General features: G+C 71.8%; 15 protein-coding genes. 7 read left to right on the plus strand and 8 right to left on the minus strand.

The genetic code is table 11. The features are described from left to right. Window positions 1-107 precede the first annotated feature (107 nt). A complete protein-coding gene (locus ACEXOR_RS02285) occupies window positions 108-443 on the minus strand; it encodes a helix-turn-helix domain-containing protein (RefSeq protein ID WP_374847779.1) in 336 nt (111 codons plus the stop codon). A gap of 80 nt (window positions 444-523) precedes the next feature. On the opposite strand from ACEXOR_RS02285, the gene ACEXOR_RS02290 reads away from it, so the two are divergent. After that, a complete protein-coding gene (locus ACEXOR_RS02290; RefSeq protein WP_374847780.1) occupies window positions 524-814 on the plus strand; it encodes a hypothetical protein in 291 nt (96 codons plus the stop codon). 13 nt (window positions 815-827) lie between these two features. Continuing rightward, window positions 828-3,887 (plus strand): DUF2207 domain-containing protein, encoded by a 3,060-nt coding sequence (locus ACEXOR_RS02295; protein ID WP_374847781.1) that lies wholly within the window; start codon window positions 828-830, stop codon window positions 3,885-3,887. 16 nt (window positions 3,888-3,903) lie between these two features. On the opposite strand, the gene ACEXOR_RS02300 is transcribed toward ACEXOR_RS02295, so the two are convergent. The 5 genes from ACEXOR_RS02300 to ACEXOR_RS02320 form a co-directional block, all read right to left on the minus strand. Further along, complete coding sequence (locus tag ACEXOR_RS02300; RefSeq protein WP_374847782.1) at window positions 3,904-5,133, minus strand: metal-dependent hydrolase family protein; 1,230 nt, start codon at window positions 5,131-5,133, stop codon at window positions 3,904-3,906. A 101-nt stretch (window positions 5,134-5,234) separates the two neighbouring features. Beyond that, window positions 5,235-6,536 (minus strand): ABC transporter permease, encoded by a 1,302-nt coding sequence (locus ACEXOR_RS02305; protein WP_374847783.1) that lies wholly within the window; start codon window positions 6,534-6,536, stop codon window positions 5,235-5,237. Next, window positions 6,533-7,633 carry an ABC transporter permease gene (locus ACEXOR_RS02310; RefSeq protein WP_374847784.1) on the minus strand — a complete coding sequence of 367 codons (1,101 nt, stop codon included), beginning with the start codon at window positions 7,631-7,633 and terminating at the stop codon, window positions 6,533-6,535. The genes ACEXOR_RS02305 and ACEXOR_RS02310 overlap by 4 nt, the downstream gene beginning before the upstream one ends. Further along, window positions 7,630-9,207 (minus strand): ABC transporter ATP-binding protein, encoded by a 1,578-nt coding sequence (locus ACEXOR_RS02315; protein ID WP_374847785.1) that lies wholly within the window; start codon window positions 9,205-9,207, stop codon window positions 7,630-7,632. Before ACEXOR_RS02315 ends, ACEXOR_RS02310 begins: the two co-directional genes overlap by 4 nt. A gap of 53 nt (window positions 9,208-9,260) precedes the next feature. Further along, complete coding sequence (locus tag ACEXOR_RS02320) at window positions 9,261-10,301, minus strand: BMP family lipoprotein (protein ID WP_374847786.1); 1,041 nt, start codon at window positions 10,299-10,301, stop codon at window positions 9,261-9,263. Window positions 10,302-10,491: 190 nt separating this feature from the next. Between ACEXOR_RS02320 and ACEXOR_RS02325 the strand changes: the two genes are divergently transcribed. The 5 genes from ACEXOR_RS02325 (at window position 10,492) to ACEXOR_RS02345 (ending at window position 15,666) form a co-directional block, all read left to right on the plus strand. Continuing rightward, window positions 10,492-11,526, plus strand: a complete 1,035-nt coding sequence (locus ACEXOR_RS02325; RefSeq protein ID WP_374847787.1) for a LacI family DNA-binding transcriptional regulator — start codon at window positions 10,492-10,494, stop codon at window positions 11,524-11,526. Then, window positions 11,523-12,356 (plus strand): glutamine amidotransferase, encoded by an 834-nt coding sequence (locus tag ACEXOR_RS02330; protein ID WP_374847788.1) that lies wholly within the window; start codon window positions 11,523-11,525, stop codon window positions 12,354-12,356. The genes ACEXOR_RS02325 and ACEXOR_RS02330 overlap by 4 nt, the downstream gene beginning before the upstream one ends. Beyond that, window positions 12,353-13,816 (plus strand): amidohydrolase, encoded by a 1,464-nt coding sequence (locus ACEXOR_RS02335; protein WP_374847789.1) that lies wholly within the window; start codon window positions 12,353-12,355, stop codon window positions 13,814-13,816. Before ACEXOR_RS02330 ends, ACEXOR_RS02335 begins: the two co-directional genes overlap by 4 nt. Further along, a complete protein-coding gene (locus tag ACEXOR_RS02340) occupies window positions 13,813-14,553 on the plus strand; it encodes a creatininase family protein (RefSeq protein WP_374847790.1) in 741 nt (246 codons plus the stop codon). Before ACEXOR_RS02335 ends, ACEXOR_RS02340 begins: the two co-directional genes overlap by 4 nt. Before the next feature lie 129 nt (window positions 14,554-14,682). Next, window positions 14,683-15,666, plus strand: coding sequence for a hypothetical protein (locus tag ACEXOR_RS02345; protein WP_374847791.1), 984 nt, complete (start codon window positions 14,683-14,685; stop codon window positions 15,664-15,666). 85 nt (window positions 15,667-15,751) lie between these two features. Here the strand turns inward: ACEXOR_RS02345 and ACEXOR_RS02350 are convergent, their stop codons facing one another. Both ACEXOR_RS02350 and ACEXOR_RS02355 read right to left on the minus strand, forming a co-directional pair. Further along, window positions 15,752-17,176 carry an amidohydrolase gene (locus ACEXOR_RS02350; RefSeq protein WP_374847792.1) on the minus strand — a complete coding sequence of 475 codons (1,425 nt, stop codon included), beginning with the start codon at window positions 17,174-17,176 and terminating at the stop codon, window positions 15,752-15,754. Further along, entirely contained in the window at window positions 17,173-17,871 is a 699-nt protein-coding gene (locus ACEXOR_RS02355) for a purine-nucleoside phosphorylase (RefSeq protein ID WP_374847793.1), read from the minus strand. Before ACEXOR_RS02355 ends, ACEXOR_RS02350 begins: the two co-directional genes overlap by 4 nt. Window positions 17,872-17,937 lie beyond the last annotated feature (66 nt).

A 17,937-nucleotide genomic window follows, 5' to 3' on the forward strand; every position in this document is an offset into this window, starting at 1 on the left:
TGGGGGCAAGAGGCGTTTTTTTGTGGGGGCGAGAATCACCCCCCCCCCCCCCCCCAACCCGCGCGCGAGCACGAGTTTGCGCAACCCGAGGGCGCGCGCGGAGCTCGCTAGCGGCCCTGGCGGTTCTTGTAGGGCTTGGGCTGGCCCTTGACCACGGGCGCCCGGCCCCGGCCCTTCGACGCCTTGGCCTTGCCGCCGGCCCTGGGGGCCGGGGCGGGTGCCGCGGCCACGCGGGCGCGAGCCTCGGGGCGGAACGCGATTCCGGCCGCGGTGAGCGTCACGCCCGACTCGTCCTCGACGAGGAGCTGCTCGTCCCGCAACTCCTCCAGTGCCTTCACCGAGGCCTGCACGGTCGCCCGCGAGACGTGCGCCGCGTTGGCGCCCTCAGACCAGCCGCCCTCGTCGGCGACCGCGAGAAAGTGCCGAAGCGCATCGATGTCCACCACTCCAGAGTACCGTCGCGCGTGGTGCCCGGCCCGCGCGCCTCTTGCCGCATCCGCCGTCACCAGCGTTGACTGGGGTCATGAGTTCCGAGATCGACGACCCCACCCGCCGACCGCAGACCCTTCAGAAGCCGCGCGGAGGCGTCGACGCCATCGCCGTGGTCTCGCTGCTGGCCGGCATCGGGGCCATCGTCACCCTCGCCGTCGGCATCCCCACCTGGCTGCCGCTGCTGCTCGCGGCGGTGGGCCTGTTCCTGGGCATGATCTCCGTGCTGCGTTCGCGACCCTCGGCCGCGCGCTGGGTGAGCACCATCGCCATTCTGGCCTCGGCGGTTCCGTTCGTGATGATGTTCTTCTTCATCACGACCTGATCGCCCGGTCACCGTGGCTGAACCCGACGTCTCCGACCAGGAGCGCATCCCCGACGAGCCCCCGCGCCACACCGCGCTGTGGGTCGTGCTGTCGCGCTGGCTGCTCGGCACCGAGGCCTGGCTCCGCTCGCACGGCGGTGCGCGCCTGCGCAACGGCATCCGGGCCTTCTGGGCCGTGGTGGCCGCGGCTGGGCTGGTGCTGCTCTTCGGCCCGGTGATCAACGCCCCTCTCACCCTCGACGACATCACGGGATCGGCCGAGACCGTCACCGACACGTGGATCGCCCGCGACTTCACCGTCTCGTACGACATCCAGAGAACGGATGACGGCCGCCTCACCGCCCGCGTCGAAGAACGCATCACCGCGCAGTTCCCCGACGGCGTCGACGAGCACGGCATCCGCCGGGTGCTCGCCACGCAGTATCAGGGGCACGACCTCGCGCCCAGCGACATCACGGCCACGATGGACGGCGAGCCCGTCGACCTCGGCCGCGCCGAGACCTCGGAAGACCTCACTCTGACGCTCGACAGACCGGGCGGCGACCAGACGGCCCTCGACGGCACTCACGAGTTCGTGCTGAGCTACGTCCTGCACGATCTCGCCTACTCCACGGTCGACGAGAGCACTGGAGACCCCGTCGACCTGCTCGAGTGGGACGTCTTCGGGCCGGACTGGCAGCAGGGCCTGTCGGGCCTGGACGTGTCGGTCACGCTGCCCGACGACGTCGACGCGCAGCTGGTGCGGCAACCGCGCGGCACCCTGGCGTGGCTGCTCATCGGCGGCGGTGAGTGGCTCACGCCCGAGAAGAACGCTCCCGGAACCGTGACCTACGGGTTCAGCAACGACCAGAACATGCCGCCCTACGCGCAGGCACGGTTCAGGCTGAGCTTCGAGCCCGGCACGTTCACGATGCCGGCGCCCACCGCGCTCTACTGGGTGCAGGTCTACGGCCCGCTCGCGCCGCTCGCGATCCTGGCGCTCACGCTGCTCTTCGCGCTCGCCGCCCGCGCCGTGGCGTGGAGCGACGCCAGGGGCCGCCCGTGGTTCGTGGCCCAGTACGATCCGCCGGCCGCCGTGTCACCACGACTGGCCGCCCAGATCGTGAGGCAGCCGGTGGCGCTGGAACTGGCCACCCGGCTCGACCAGGCTCAGGCGGCGCGACGCAGCTCGGGGAGCTCGTCGTGGTGGAAGCGCGCGGCATCGGCGCGCAAGGCGGGGCGCCCGCGGCCCCTCACCGCCGACCGCGCCGAACGTCTGCGCGCCGCCGCCAGGGCCGCAGCCCGCGTCGGCCGCATCGGCGACCGGCCGCGCGCCCTGCTCGCCTACCTGCGTGCGCCGGAGCGCCGCAGCCAGGTGCCCGCCGGTTATCGCCGCATCCCGCGCGGTTTCGTGCGCGACCTGTTCATCGCGGCCCCGCTCGCGCTCACGCTGGTGCAGTGGGGCATCGTGCGGCAGCTGTCGTTCCAGACCAAGCTCGCCGTGGTGTGGTGGCCGGTGGCCTTCGTGCTCGTGTCGTCGGCGGTGGCCCTGGTGGTGCTCGCCATCGCCCTGAGTTCCCGGCCGCTCACCCGGAAGGGCGCGCTCGTGAAGCAGCACCTGCGCGGCATCGGCGTGTTCGCGGAGCGCACGCAGCTGCTCAAGCGCGGCCCGCTCAACGAGCGGCTCGTGCCGTACGCGGTGCTGCTCGCGCCGCCCCGCGAGGCGGGCCGCCAGGTGGGCAACCTGATCATCGGCGAGCTCGGCGACGCGGATGCGGCCCGGGGATGGCGCACCAGCGTCTTCCTCACCGGCCCGCGACTGCTGCTGCGCCTGCTGGGCGTCGCCGTGGTGGTGGCGGCCATCGTGGCGATGTCGGTGCTGACCCCGCCGTATCCCCGGTCGTACGACTATGCGACCTACTCGGGCGATGTTCCCGGCACGCTCTTCACGAAGGTGCAGTCGGTCGACATCAGTGCCGAGCTCGGCCGCGACGAGGAGCGACGTGCTCGTCTCGCCGTGACCGAGACGCTCACGGTGCAGTTCGACGACGAGGGGTCGAGCGTGCCGCAGTTCGCCCAGCAATGGCCGAACCAGCTCGAGGGGCAGAACCTGGGGCTCGCGGTGCAGTCGGTGCGGGTCGACGGAGCCGAGGTGCCGTTCGACACCCGGCCCGACGCCGACACCGTGCTGATGTCGACCCGGCTCGCCGAGGTGCTCAGCGGGAGCCACGACGTGCAGGTCGACTACACGCTCGGTTCGGCGGCCGTGGCGGCCGACGGCGCGGACGGCGGGCTGGTCGACCGGGTTCGCTGGGCGGCGCTCCTGAACGGGTGGGAGTACGACTCCGGGTGGGGTGACGATCCGGCCCCCGACCCCGTGCGGGTGGAACTGCGGATGAGCGACGAGCTCGCCGCCGATGTCGTCGAGGGCGGCTGGCTCACCGAGGACACCTCGTCGTCGGAGCATCCGCGGTCGTGGGACGACGCGGTGCTGCCGTTCGGCGCGATCGCGGCCGACGAGGTGTACGGGGTCGATCCGGCGATCGAGCCCGACCCGGCCGCCGAGGCGGACACTGCCGGGGGCGACGCGGCGTCCGCGTCTGCGTCTGCGTCCGCATCCGCTGACGGCTCAGTGGATGGCTCGTCGCACGTGCTCGAGCTGGTGCCGGACGAGTACGGTGGCTGGCCGTTCGACCTCACCGTCACCGACCTCGGCGCCCGGCTCGACTTCCCGGCCGGCACCTTCGCGGGGCCCGATGCCGAGGCGAAGAACGCGATGTCGCTGGGTCAGCTGGCGCCGATGGCGTCGGTCGTGGGCCTCGGTGCGCTCGCGCTGCTGCTCGGGTTCGGTGGGGTGCTGCTCAAGGCGGCGCGCCGCGAACTCACGACCGAGCCCGGTGCGGTGCGCGACCTGCTGCTCTGGTTCACCACCGGGGTCTCGGTGGCGGGGGTGCTGTTGTTCATCTGGACCTCGGGCGACATGCCGAGCGACTGGCCCGAACTGCTGCCGCTCGCCCTCGGCGGCGCGGCGGCGCTCCTGGGCGGGATCGCGGCCGTCGTCGCGGCCTACCGCCCCTCGAAGAAGCCCGCCTAGCGGGGGTGCCGGAAGGTCAGGCGGGGAGGGCGCCCGCCACCACGCGGCCACGGCTGACCACCGCGACGATGCGCGCGGTGTCGAGCGTGGCCAGATCGCTCCAGGGGTGGCCGTCGATCACCACGAAGTCGGCCGCGGCGCCCGGTGCGAGCACGCCGAGGGTGCCCTCCGCGCCGAGCGTGCGCGCGGCACGGCTGGTGGCCGCCTCGAGGGCGCGCTCCGGCGTCCACCCGAAGGTGGAGGCCATCAGCCGCACCTCCTCCATCTGGTCTCCGAACCGCACGTGGTGGCCGTTGGCGTCGGTGCCCAGCACGAAGTCGACCCCGGCGTCGGCCGCCTCGCGGAACAGGGCGTCGCGACGCTGGACGAGCTCGCCGGCCTTCTCGGCCTGGTCGGACGAGACGCCGTTCAGGCCGGCGGCGATGCGGTCGTTGATGAGCAGGGTGGGGGCGATGGTGATGCCGGCCTCGGCGATGCGCCGGGCCTGGTCGGCGGTGAGCAGCGTGCCGTGCTCGATCGAGTCGACGCCGTGCCCGAGGGCCGCCTCGATGCCCTCGGCGGTGTGCGCGTGCGCCGCCACCCGCAGCCCGAGGGCGTGCGCCTCGTCGACGATGGTCTCGATCTCGGCGCCGGTGTAGTTGCGCCAGGCGCTCTTGTCGCCCACGGAGAGCACTCCGCCGCTGGTGGCGATCTTGATGCCGTCGGCTCCGGCCCGCGCCCAGTGCCGCACGAGCTTGCGGCACTCGTCGGGCCCGTCGGCGAGCAGCTTGCGCAGGGGGAAGGCCGGGGGGATGAAGAGGTCGCCGTGCCCGGCGGTCATGCTGACCATGCCGTGCGCCTGCATGCGGGGCCCGTCGACCACGCCCTGCCCGATCGCGCGCTGCAGCGAGAACTGGATGTCGTCGGCCGCCAGATCGCGAACCGTCGTGACACCGGCCCGCAGCGCGGCGCGGGCATTGGCGAGCCCGTGCAGGGTCTGCTCCTCGGGCCTGGTCATCAGGGGCCAGGTGAGGAAATCGGCGGTGGCGTGCCCGGCGTAGCCGACCAGGTGCACGTGGGTGTCGATCAGGCCGGGGATGATGCCGAGCCGGTCGGTGCCGGACCCGGCGGCGTGATCGCCGCCGGCATCCGTCGCCGCGGTCACCGACGTGATCACCCCGTCGACGTCGTCGACCGCCCATTCCAGCGTGGTGAGACCGCGGGCGGTGGTGCCGTCCCAGAGCGGGGCGGTGAAGGAGTGGTTCATGTGGTCCTGACGGAGGCGGCGGGGGCCGGAAACGGAAGGGGGAACGGAAGACGGAGATCGAGGGTGGGCCGGGGCGAGGACGGAAGCGGCACCATGCGGCCTCAGCTGCGCGAGTTCTTGCGGGGGAACAGGTGGCCGAGCGCCGCCGGCGGCCGCATGGTGGTGCCGGCCACCACGAGCACCGCGAGGGTGACGAGGTAGGGGGCGGCCGTGGCGAGCTCGGGCGGCAGCGGCACGAACAGGAACACCAGCACGAGCACGGCCCCGAGCAGCAGCGGCGCGATGGCCCCCTTCGGCGACGTGAGGCGCGCGGCCGGCCGCAGCCTCAGTGCACCCACCACCAGGAAGATCACGGCCAGGATGAACAGCAGCGCCCGGAACGTCTCGGGCCGGCCGAGGCCCACCGCGTCGCTGAAGCCGAACAGCGACGACCCGAGGAAGACGCCCGACGGCATCCAGTTGCCGAAGATGAGCGTCGCGAGACCGATGAAGCCGCGGCCCGCGGTCTGGTTCTCGACGTAGGCCTGTGAGATCAGCGCGAGGTAGCCGCCCGCGAAGCCGGCCAGTGCGCTGCCCGTGAGCACGGCGATGTAGCGGGTGCGGTGCACCTTGCCGCCGAGTGCCTGCAGAGCCGCTGGTTCCTCGCCCGCGGCCCGCCAGCGCAGCCCGAACCGGGTGCGCCAGAGCACGTAGGCGGTGGCCGGGATGAGCAGCAGGCCGATCACCGCGGCGAGCGACACGTCGTGCGTGAGCCCGCCCACGATGCCGCCCACCTGCGACACCACCGGCAGGCCGGAGTCCTCCATGGTGGCCGTGAGGTCGGGTGTTCCGAGCCCGCCCGACAGGAACGGCACGCTGAGCACCGGCAGCGAGCCGTCGATGCGCGGCGACCGGGCGATGGTGCCGCCGTCGACGCCGTTGAACACGATGTCCGACGCGAAGCGCGCCGAGGCGCCCGCGATCACGTTGATGGCCACACCCACCACGAGCTGGTTCAGCCCCATCTCGATGCAGAGCACGGCCATCAGCAGTCCGAACACCAGCCCGCCCACCACGCCGCCGCCGAGGGCGGCCCAGGGGCCCCAGAGCCAGCCGAACACGCCGGCCATCCAGGTGCCGCCGATCATCATGCCCTCCAGGCCCACGTTGATGACGCCCGCGCGCTCGGAGTACAGCCCGCCGATGGCCACGACGGCGATCGGCACGGTGAGCCGCAGCGCCGAGCCCCAGGTGGAGGAGGCCGAGATGCCAGGGGCGTCGGCCACGTACTGCGCCACGATGATGAGCCCGAGACCCAGCAGCCCCCAGCGGAGCCCTGCGCGCAAGCGGTAGCGGCTCGGCGTGAGCGACCGAGGCGCGGCCGAGGGGGCGCCCGCGGTGGAGGGTTCGACGGTGTCGGTCATCGGGTTGCCTCCAGTTCGGTCGACGGATGCGCGCGGGAACGGCGTCGCACGGCGTTCCACAGCGCGATGCGCTGGTCGGCCCGCTCGGTGAGCCAGTAACCCACCGCCGAGCTGAGCAGCACGACGGCCATGAACACCGACCCCACCTCGGTGGGCAGCTGCACGAGCCCGAGAACCTGCGAGCTGCGCTCGACGAACGCGAGGATGAACGCGCCCACCGCGATGCCGATGGGATGCGACCGGCCGAGCAGGGCCGCCGCGAGGCCGGTGAACATGAGGTCGGTGGGCAGGGTGCCGTCGAAGCGGAAGGCCGTGCTCAGCACGTGCGGCATGCCCACCAGCCCGGCGATCGCGCCCGATCCGAGCATGGCCCAGATGATGCGCCGGTTCACCTTGATGCCGGCCGACTCGGCGGCTTCTGGCGAGCGGGACGCGACCTGCAGGGTGAAGCCGAACACCGTGCGGTACTGGATGAGGTAGAACAGGATGCCCACCACGATGGCGAGCACGAGGAACCCCGAGATCGAGGTGCGGTTGCCGATGCCGAGGTCGATCAGCACGGGCATCGCGCCGTCGGGCCCGATGATGGCGGTGCCGGTGTTCTGGCCGCCACCGGAGCGGAACACGTCGGCGAGCAGGATGGCGACGACCGTGGTGGCGATGGCGTTCATCAGGATGGACGTGATCACCTCGCTCACGCCCCGGTACACCTTGAGCAGGGCCGGCACGAGAGCCCACGCCGCTCCGGTGAGGCAGCAGACGATGAGGGTGATGGGCAGGCGCAGGTAGAGCGGCAGGGGCAGGTTCGCGGCCACCACGGCACCCACCAGCGCGGCGACGCGGTACTGCCCGTCGACGCCGATGTTGAACAACCCCATGCGCAGCGCGAACGCCGCGGCGACGCCGGCGAGGTAGAGCGGCACGGCGTTGTTCAGGGCGGAGACGAGCGATGCGGGTTCGATGCCGTAGTTCCACATCACCTCGTAGGCGCTGGAGGCCGAGTAGCCGCCCACCGTGAGGAAGAGGGTGGTGACCACGAGGGCCAGCAGCACCGAGATGACGGGCCCGGCCAGGGTGACGGCGATGCGCCGGATCATGCGGCGTCTCCTTCGCGGGTGTCGAGGGTGTCGCGACGATCGTCGGTGGAGGCCGCTCGGGCTCCGGTCATGTACTCGCCGAGCACCTGCGCGTCGACCTGCCTGGGGTTCAGCTCGCCCACGATGCGGCCCCGGTAGAACACCAGGAGCCGGTCGGAGAGGGCGAGCAGTTCGTCGAGATCGGCCGACACCAGCAGAGTGGCGAGGCCCCGGTCGCGGGCCGCCGTGAGCTCGGCCCAGACGGCCGACTGCGCTCCGATGTCGACGCCGCGGGTGGGATGCGCGGCGACGAGCACCCGCGGATCGGAACCGAGCTCGCGGCCCACGATGAACTTCTGCTGGTTGCCGCCCGAGAGCGCCGACGCCGGCGTTCCGACGTCACCGCCCCGCACGTCGAAGCGTTCGATGATGCGCCGGGCGGCCTCGGCGGCACCCGAGCGGCTGAACCAGGGCCCGCGCTTCACCGGCGGACGGCTGTGGTAGCCGAGGGCGGCGTTCTCCCGCAGCGCCATCGAGAGCACGAGCCCGTCGCGGTGGCGGTCTTCCGGGATGTAGGCGAGCCCCTTCGCGCGGCGTTCCTCGGTGGGCAGCGAGCCGATGTCCGCTCCGCCCATCACGATGCTGCCGGTGTGGGCCACCCGGCCGAGCAGAGCCATCAGCAGCTCCGACTGCCCGTTGCCCTCGACCCCGGCGATGCCCACGATCTCGCCCGAGTGCACCTCGAGGGTCACACCGTCCAGCGCGGGAACCTCCCCGGGAGCCCCCACTGTCACGTCGACGGCCGCGAGCACCACGTCGGTGCCGGCTGGGACCGTGCGGGGCTCGACCGCCGGCATGGCCACCTTCACCATCAGGGCGGCCAGGTCGGAGGCGGTGGACTCGGCGGGGGTGGTGCGGCCGACCACGGCGCCGTGCCGGATGACCGTGATCTCGTCGGCGAAGTCGAGCACCTCGTCGAGTTTGTGCGAGATGAAGATGACGGCGGCGCCGGCTTCGGTGAACCGGCGCATGGCCGCGAACAGCGAGGCGGCCTCGCTCGGCACGAGCACGGCGGTCGGCTCGTCGAGGATGATGATGCGGGCGTCGCGATACAGCACCTTGAGGATCTCGACGCGCTGACGGCCGCCGACCCCCACGTCGCGCACCACGGCGTCGACGTCGACCGAGAAGCCGTTGGCCTCGGCCAGCGCCGCGACCCGCGACCGGGCGGCGGCGCTGTCGAGCCGGAACGCGGTGCCCGGCTCGTCGGCCAGCACCACGTTCTCCCACACCCGCAGGGCCGACGCGAGCAGGAAGTGCTGGTGCACGATGCCCACGCCGGCCTGCTGGGCGTCGCGGGGGGAGCCGAACGAGCGGCTCACCCCCGCGATCTCGATGGTTCCCTCGTCAGGGCGCTCCTCACCCGCGAGGATCTTCATGAGGGTCGACTTGCCCGCACCGTTCTCACCGACGATGGCGTGCACCGACCCGGCCCTGACCGTGAGGTCGATGCGGTCGTTCGCCACGAAGGTGCCGAATCTCTTCACGATCCCCGTCAGGCGCACGAGCACCTCGTGCTCGGTGGTGTCGCTCATCGGTCCTCCAGCTGGTGCGGTGCGGTGTGCTGCGGATGGTGCGGGCAGGTCGATCAGACCGCGCTCGGCACCTCGATGGTGCCATCGACGATGTCGGCCTTGGCCTTCTCGAGCTGATCTGCGTACGCATCCAGGAATCCGCCGCTCGTGGAGTATCCGACGCCGTCGTTGGAGAGGTCGAAGTCCTGCTCGCCGGCCTCGAGGCTGCCGTCGAGGAACGACTTGATCGAGTCCTCCACCGCCACGTTCACGTTCTTGATCGCCGAGGTGAGGATGTAGGGCTTGATCGAGTCGTCGACCTGGTTGTAGACGTCGCCGTCGACCCCGATGGCCCAGTTCTTCTGCGCATCCGTCGACGAGGCGGCGGCCTGCTCGTACACGCCCTGGCCCGAACCGCCCGCGGCGGCGTAAATCACGTCGGCGCCCCCGGCGTACATCGAGGCCGCGGCCTCCTTGCCCTTGGTGGGGTCGGAGAAGCCGGTGAAGTCGCCGAGCGGCGAGAGGTAGGTGGTGTCGACCGTGATGGCCGGGTTCACCGACTTGGCACCCGCCTCGTAGCCGACGAAGAAGTTCTGGATGCTGGGCTGGTCGACACCGCCGACGAAGCCGATGTGTCCGGTCTTCGAGGTGAGGGCCGCCGCGACGCCCACCAGATACGACGACTGCTCGGCCGCGAAGGAGATGGTCGTGACATCCGGGATCGACGTGCCCTTGTCGATGTCGACGGCCACGAACTTGGTGTCGGGGTGGTCGGTGGTCTGCTCCATGGGCGTGGCGTACTGGAAGCCGATGCCGATGGCGAGGCCGGCGCCCTGCGAGATCGCGAGGTCGAGCCGGTCCTGGTAGTCGTCGGTGTTGGGGCTGGAGAAGTCCAGGGGAGTGAAGTCGTACTCCGACTGCGCGTCGGTGAAGCCCTTGTAGGCGCTGTCCATGAAGGAGAAGTCGCCGGTGGTGCCGTAGAGCATCGCCACCTTGGGGGCGTCGGCGTCGGCGCTCGGCTGCACCGTGGCGGTCTTGCCCGTGCAGGCGGAGAGCAGCAGCGAAGCAGCGAGGGCGGTGGCGCCGAAGACGGCGGCCTTGCGCGAGAACGTCATGGGACTCCTTGGTAATCGATTGCAGGAATGGGGGCGATGGAGGGTGATGAGGGTGCGATCATCAGTGTTCGCCCGCGCGGAGTCGACCGTATTGCTCGAATGTTTCGGGCATGTTTAACCTCGGCAAATCGCTGCAAACGATTGCCTGAATTTGCCCACGGCGCCCCGTGGCCCGCCCTATAGTGACGGCATGCAGAGCACCGAGCCGACCCTGGCCGACGTCGCTGCCCGTGCCGGGGTGAGCGTGGCCACGGCGTCGCGCGCGCTCACCGGCGCCCGCCCGGTCTCCGACACCCTGCACCGCAAGGTGAGCGACGCGAGTCGCGAGCTCGGCTACCGTCGCAACGCGGTGGCGAGCGCCCTGCGGCTGCAGCGCACCGAGACGGTGGGCCTCGTGCTGCCGCGGTACACCACCGGCTTCCTCTCGGCCCTGATCGAGTCGGTGAGCGAGGGCCTCGAGCGCAACGACCTCTCCCTCGTGCTGCGCTACTCCGAACCCGACGCGGTGCACGACCTCGGCAACGTGGAGTCGCTGATGGCCCGACGGGTCGACGGCATCATCATCTGCCCGTCGTCGCTGGAGGCGAGCCAGGTGTCGATCGACGCGGCCAACGGCGTGCCGCTCGTGCAGGTGGGCCGGTTCGTGGCCACCGACCGCTCCGACTCCGTCGGCCTCGACGAAGACCGCGCCACCGGCATGCTGGTCACCCACCTCGTGGAGCGGGCCGCGCGGCGCATCCTGGTGGTCGGCCTCGACGCCGACGCCCCCGCCGACGCCCGCCGCATCCGGGCACTGAGGGCGGCGCCGGCCGAGTCAGAGCACGTGCTGATCGAGATCGCTCCGTTCACCCCCGCGGTGCTCGACGGCGGCATCCGTGCAGCCGAGCGGCTCATCGTCGGCGGCCCCTCCGCGCTGCCCGACGCCATCGTGTGCGCCAACGACGACGTGGCCTCCGGCGTGCTCGCCGTGCTCCGGATGCGCGGGATCGCCGCCCCGGAGACGGTGCAGGTGGCGAGCCTGCTCGATCTGACCCCCGGTCGCGAAGACCTGTCGGTGACCACTCTCCGGCATCCGTGGCCCGAGATGGGGCGCGAGGCGGTGCGGCTCCTGGTCGACGCCCACGACCGCGGGCCCGAGCGCATCGCCCGCCGCGTGAGCCTTGCCCCTCAGCTCGTCCCCGGCCACTCCACCCGCACCCTTCGCCCCTCGAGAGGAACCCCGTGACCCGAATCCTGCTGCTCGGCGAGTCCTGGTTCGTGCACTCCATCCACCAGAAGGGCTTCGACTCCTTCACCACGTCGGAGTTCACACTCGGCGGCGCGGAGTTCACCGCCGCACTGCGGGCCGCCGGCCACGAGGTGACGCACCTGCCGTGCCACGAGATCGTCGACGGGCTGCCGGCCACGGCCGAGGAGCTCAGGGCGGTGGCCGACGTGGTGGTCGTCTCCGACGTGGGCGCCAACACGCTGCAGCTGCCGCCCGCCACCTTCGCCCGCTCCGAGACGGCGGTCGACCTGGTCGACGTGCTGCGGCGTTTCGCCGAGCTGGGCGGCGGCCTGCTGATGGCCGGCGGGTACATGACCTTCTCGGGCATCGACGCGAAGGCCCGCTGGGGCCGCACCGCGCTCGCCTCGGCTCTCCCGGTCGGCGTGCTCGACCGCGACGACCGGGTCGAACTGCCCGCGGGCGCGGTGCCGCGCGTGCTGGCGCCGCATCCGATCACGGATGGCCTGGGCGACGTGTGGCCGGCTCTGCTCGGCCTGAACGAGGTGACCGTGCGCGAGGGGGCCACCGAGCTGGCGAGCTGCGCGGGGCATCCGCTGCTCGTGGTGGGCGAGTACGGGGCGGGGCGCACGGCGGCGTACACCTCCGACATCGCGCCGCACTGGGCGCCGCCCGGCTTCGTGCAGTGGGAGGGCTACGGGCCGCTGTTCGACCGCCTGGTGCGCTGGCTCGCGGGCGACCCGCTGGGTGACGGCGGCGACGACGGGGCCGCGGCTGCCGTCGCCGGCGTCGTCCTGCCGGCCGAGACGATCGACGGAGACGCGGCATGAGCGCCCTCGACGGTCTCCGCGCCGACGACCGGATGCACCCCGACGCCGTCACGCTGGCCGACGGCACCGACACGGTCGACACCGTCATCACCCGGGTGACCGTATTGGCCGGCACCACCAGGCCGGCTCCCGGCTACCCCGACCTGCCCCGCGACGACACGGCCGCCCGCGGAACCGCCATCTTCCTCGCCGACCACGCCATCGGCATCCGGGACGGCGTGATCGTCTTCATCACGCCGACCGACCGCCTCGACCCGGCGGTGCTCGCTCAGGCCCACGTCATCGACGGCACCGGTCAGGTGGCCGTCCCGGGACTGATGAACTCGCACACCCACTCGCCGATGACGATGTTCCGCGGATCGGCCGAGGACGTACCGGTGAAGGACTGGTTCAACAAGTACATCTGGCCGATGGAGGTGAACCTCACCGAGCGCGACGTGACGCTCGGGGCGCAGCTCGCCGTGGGCGAGATGCTGCTGGCGGGGGTGACGAACTTCGCCGATCACTACTTCTTCACCGATCGTGTCGCCGAGGTGGTGGCCGAGAGCGGCGCGCGCGGACACCTGGCGTCGACGTTCTTCTCGTCGCAGGGTCAGGAGGGGATCGAGCGTTCGGCCGCGTTCGCCGAACGCTGGAACGGCGCCGCCGACGGCCGCATCACCACCGCGATGGGGCCGCACGCCACCTACACGGTGAGCGACGCGGATCTGGAGGCCACGGCCGAGCACGCCCGGCGCCTGGGGGTGCGCACGCACATCCATGCCGCTGAGAGCATGAACCAGACGGAGTCGAGTCTCGCCGCGCACGGCAGGACGCCGATCCAGGTGCTGCACGACGCCGGCATCCTCGAGACGGGCGCGATCATCGCCCACGGCGCCGGCATCGTGGAGAGCGACCTGGAGTGGCTCGTGCCCTACGCCGACCGGGTGGCCGTGGCCTCCTGCACGAAGGTGTACATGAAGCACGCGCACACCACGACGCCGGTACGGATGCTGCACGACGCCGGCATCACCGTGGGACTCGGCACCGACGGCCCGGCCTCGCACAACACGCTCGACGTGCTCGAGAGCATGCGGATGATGGCGCTGAAGCAGAAGGACGACCACCTCGACGCCACCTGGCTCACCTCGGCCCACGCGCTCGACCTCGCCACGCGGCAGAGCGCGGCGACGTTCGGTCTGCAGGACTCGCTCGGCACCCTGGCCCCCGGCTACCGCGCCGACATCGTGCTGATCGACCTGCGCCGCCCGCACGTGCAGCCCCTGCACGACCTCGCGGCTGCGCTCGTGCTCAGCGTGAAGTCGAGCGACGTGACGACGGTGCTGGTCGACGGGCGGGTGCTCGTGCAGGACGGCCGGCTGCTCACCCTCGACGTGATGGCCGCGGCCGACGAGCTGACCCGGCGCATCCCCGAGCTCACCGACCGCTCGCGCGGCAGCATCCAGGAGTACGCACCGTGATCGAGGCCTACTCGACCCCCTGGACCGACGTCGCCCGCCACCTTGCCTCGGGCGATGGCCTGGCCTTGCTTCCCTTCGGCGCGCTCGAGCAGCACGGCCCGCACCTGCCGCTCGGCACCGACACGGCCACGGCCGATGCCGTGGCCCGCCGGCTGGCCGAACGACTCGACGCCGTGCTGCTGCCCCCGGTGCACTACGGCGACACCTGGAACAACGCCGGGTACCCGGGTACCGTCTCGCTCTCGCCCGCCACCGTCACGGCCATCGCGGTCGACATCGGGCGGTCGCTCGCCGCCTCGGGCGCGCGGGCGCTGGTGGTGGTGAACGGCGACTGGGGCAACCGGCAGCCGCTCTATTCGGCCGTGCGCACGCTGAACGCGGAGCGCATCCTGCCCGCCATCGCCCTGGACTACCCGGGCATGGACGCCGCCATCGACGAGGTGCGCACGAGCCGGGGTGCGGCCCCGGGGCTGAACCACGCCGAGGAGGTGGAGACCTCGATCATGCTGGCCATCGACCCGGCGCTCGTGCACCCCGAGCGCTACGAGGCCGTGTACCCGGAGTTCCCGAGCGACTTCGGTACCCGGCCGATGCAGCTGCACCCGTTCTCGGCGTCGGGGGTGTTCGGCGACCCGTCGCACGCGACCGCCGAGAAGGGGGAGCGCATTCTCGCGGCGACCGTGCAGGGATCGCTCGCGGTGCTCGCCGACTTCGTGGCCGGCCTGCCGCCGCGCTGAGCGGGCGCCAGTCGCGGGGGTAGCGGGGGTAGCTGGGGAGTCCTCCCCATCGCCTCGCCGCTGTGCCCACTTGTAGGGTCGTCGGAGACCCTGCCGTTCGAGGCAGACCGGATTCGGGGGAGTACCGACATGCGCAGTTCGACCACGTCACGACGCGGCATCCGGCGTGGAGGGACCGCAGCCGCCGCACTGGCGCTGACGGCCGCCCTCGCCCTGGCCGGCTGCACCACCACGCCCGAGCCGGAGCCCGACCCGCTGTTCACCGCCGCCAAGGCGCTGCGGGAGCAGCTCGGGACGGTCGAGGGGATCACCGACGTGGGCCTCGAGCTCAGCGGCCTCGAGCTGACTCTCGAGTTCGCCGTCGACGACCCGGCCCGGGCCGAGCAGGCCACCCTCGACGTGCTCGCCGCCCTCGACGCCTCGGACGTGCCCGCTGCCGTCGTCGACGAGACCGCCGCCGACTACGGGTCGGAACCCCGGTACATCCTCTCCGTGGTCGAACCCGGAACGGAGGGTGCCGGTTGGTCGGTCGACCTGCCGTTGGCGCCCGACGCCGACCGCGCCACCCTCGCCCGGGCGGTCGACGCCTGGGTGCAGATGGACTCCATCGAGGGCGTCGACGTGTACGGCGGCACCTTCGCGTCGGGTGGGTTCGAGGCCTACTACGGCGTCGGCTACGAGGGACTCCTGGCCGGGGTCCGGCCCACCGCGGTGCAGCCTCAGCTCGCCGGCATCCTCACCGAGCGCGGGTTCGACCCCGCCGCTTCTGCCCTCACCCCCGTCATCTCCGCCCCCGACGTGCTCAACACCCCGGGGGGAGAGGGCAAGTCGGTGCTGGGCAGCCGACTGAACGGTGCCGACGGCCCGCTCAAGGCGGTGGCCGGGCCGAACTACGGCTCCGTGCTCTACTTCGTGCCGAGCTCGTATCTCGTCGACATCGTGCTGCTGCCGAAGCTGGCGGCCGACGGCACCCTGCTGCCGCTCGAGCTCACCGAGCAGTCGGTGCTCGACGCCCGGCCCGTCATCCAGGCCGAGCACCTCCACGACGCGTGGGAGCTGCGCGACGTGATCGTGTTCACCCAGGAGGGCTCGATCACCTACCCCCAGCCCTGACGCCCCGCGACCCGTCGCAAATCGCCCTCTCCGTGCGATCTGAGGGCGGTTTGCGACGGGACGACGACGGGCACGGGGAGGGGGGCTACGCGTCGTAGGTCTGGATGCTGCGGCCGTGCGAGCGGTCGGTGAGGCGCGCCAGGCGGGGCTGCAGCTCGGCCACCACCCCGGGCACGTCGACGGTGAGCACCCGGCGGTCGCGCATGAGCACCCGGCCCTCCACGATGGTGGTGTCGATGTCGTTCGAGCGGGCGCTGTAGATCAGGGTGCTCGCGAGATCGTGCACCGGCTGCACGCGCGGGTCGCTCAGGTCGACCAGGATGAGGTCGGCCCGGTAGCCGGGCGCGATCCGGCCCACCACTCCACCGAGCTGCACGGCCGCGGCGCTCTTCGTGGTGGCGTGCACGAGCAGCTCCTCGGCACGCATCCAGGTGGTGTCGAGCTCGGTGGCCTTCTGCACGAACGCCATGTAGGTCATCGACTCCCACACATCGAGCGTGTTGTTCGACGCGGCGCCGTCGGTCGCGAGCCCCACGTTCACCCCGGCCGACTCCAGCAGGCGCACGGGCGTCGTGTCGAAGCCGAGCTTGAGGTAGCCCTTCGGTGCGCTGCCCACACCCACCCGGCCCTCCGCGGCGGCGGGGGCGAGCAGTGGCAGGTCTTCGGGCACGATGCCGATGCCGTGCGCGATCAGCACCTTTCCGTCGAGCAGCCCCGTGTCGTGCAGCACCCCGATGGGCGTGCGGCCGGTGCGCTCCCGGCTGTGCACGGTCTGCGACCGGCCCTCGGCCGCATGGATGTGCACGAGCAGGTCGTGCTCCTGCGCCGCCGTGGCGGTCGCCACGAGGTCGTCGTCGGTCACCGTGTAGGTGGCGTGCGGGGCGAGCGCCGTGGTGATGCGGCCGCCGGCCGACCCGCGCAGGCGGGTGGCGAACTCGAGCGACTGCTCCAGCCCGGCCTGTCCGTCGGAGGAGAAGTAGGTGCTGCCGAGCACTGCGCGCAGGCCCGATTCGTCGGTCACCTTCGCGATCCGGTCCATGGTGAAGTAGTGGTCGGCGAACGTGGTCACCCCGTGCCGGATCATCTCCGCCGCCGCGAGCCGGGTGGCGAGCTCCACGTCGTCGTCGGTGAGATTCACCTCCATCGGCCAGATGAAGTCGTTGAACCAGCGGTCGGCCGGCACGTCCTCGGCGGCACCCCGGAACATCACCATCGGGGAATGCGTGTGGCAGTTGATGAACCCCGGCATGGCCACCTTGCCGCGGGCGTCGATGGTCTCCAGGGCCGGCGGCGGGGTGACGGATGCGCCCGAGCCGTCACGCGCATCCGTCACCGAGGCGAACGCCCCGTCACGGATGACGATGATCTGGTCGGGGGCGAAGGCCACGCCGCCGAACTCGTCGTGCACGAGCACGGTGGCGCCCGTGATCACGAGGTCGGCGGGGCCGAGCTCGGGGGAGGAGGTGGGGTCGCCGAGGCCGCCGCCTGCCGGGTCGCCCAGGCCGGTCATGCGAGCGCCGCCAGCCCGAACGACACCATGTTCTCGAACGTGGCCTCGCGCTCGGCGGCCGTCATCTCCGAACCGGGGAGGTCGCTCACGGTGCCCACCATCAGTGCCTCGAACGACTCCTTCAGGGCCACGGCGTAGAGTCCGGCGGCCTCCATGTCGATGCCGATCGTGCCGTACGCCAGCAGCTTCGGCACCAGGCCCTCGTCGGGGTTGTAGAACGCGTCGGTGGTGAACAGCGGGCCCACGTGCATCCGTTTGCCCGTGGTCTCGCCGTACTCGACGGCCTTGCGCAGCAGCCCGAACGAGGGTGCGTGGCTGAGCGTCACGCCCGGCACCCACTCGCTCGTCATGGCCGAATTGGTGTGGGCGGCGCTCGCCGCGATCACGTCGCCGAGCTGGAGGTAGGGGGCGATGCCTCCGATGGTGCCCACCCGCACGATGCGCTTCACGCCGTAGTGGCGGGCGAGCTCGGTGCTGTAGATCGACATCGACGGAATGCCCATGCCCGACGCGAGCGCCGAGATCGGCCGCCCCTCGAAGGTGCCGGTGTAGCCGAGGATGCCGCGCACCTCGGTGACGAGGCGGGGCGAGTCGAAGAAGGTCTCGGCGATGAGCTTGGCGCGGCGGGGGTCGCCCGGCATGAGCACGTCGGGGGCGAAGTCGCCGTCGGCGGCGCCGATGTGAGGGGTGGGCACGGTGGGGGTCCTTCCGGATGCGGTGGGTGATGGAGTGGGTCGGTGGCCGGCGGGGCGGGTGAGGGG

Origin of the sequence: Herbiconiux liangxiaofengii (assembly GCF_041927335.1) — a bacterium.
GTDB lineage: Bacteria > Actinomycetota > Actinomycetes > Actinomycetales > Microbacteriaceae > Herbiconiux > Herbiconiux liangxiaofengii.

Coding starts and splice junctions, on each gene's coding strand:
- ACEXOR_RS02320 (WP_374847786.1), bottom strand. CDS start 10,301: ATGACGTTCTCGCGCAAGGCCGCCGTCTTCGGCGCCACCGCCCTCGCT.
- ACEXOR_RS02325 (WP_374847787.1), top strand. CDS start 10,492: ATGCAGAGCACCGAGCCGACCCTGGCCGACGTCGCTGCCCGTGCCGGG.
- ACEXOR_RS02315 (WP_374847785.1), bottom strand. CDS start 9,207: ATGAGCGACACCACCGAGCACGAGGTGCTCGTGCGCCTGACGGGGATC.
- ACEXOR_RS02350 (WP_374847792.1), bottom strand. CDS start 17,176: ATGACCGGCCTGGGCGACCCGGCAGGCGGCGGCCTCGGCGACCCCACC.
- ACEXOR_RS02300 (WP_374847782.1), bottom strand. CDS start 5,133: ATGAACCACTCCTTCACCGCCCCGCTCTGGGACGGCACCACCGCCCGC.
- ACEXOR_RS02305 (WP_374847783.1), bottom strand. CDS start 6,536: ATGACCGACACCGTCGAACCCTCCACCGCGGGCGCCCCCTCGGCCGCG.
- ACEXOR_RS02290 (WP_374847780.1), top strand. CDS start 524: ATGAGTTCCGAGATCGACGACCCCACCCGCCGACCGCAGACCCTTCAG.
- ACEXOR_RS02345 (WP_374847791.1), top strand. CDS start 14,683: ATGCGCAGTTCGACCACGTCACGACGCGGCATCCGGCGTGGAGGGACC.
- ACEXOR_RS02335 (WP_374847789.1), top strand. CDS start 12,353: ATGAGCGCCCTCGACGGTCTCCGCGCCGACGACCGGATGCACCCCGAC.
- ACEXOR_RS02310 (WP_374847784.1), bottom strand. CDS start 7,633: ATGATCCGGCGCATCGCCGTCACCCTGGCCGGGCCCGTCATCTCGGTG.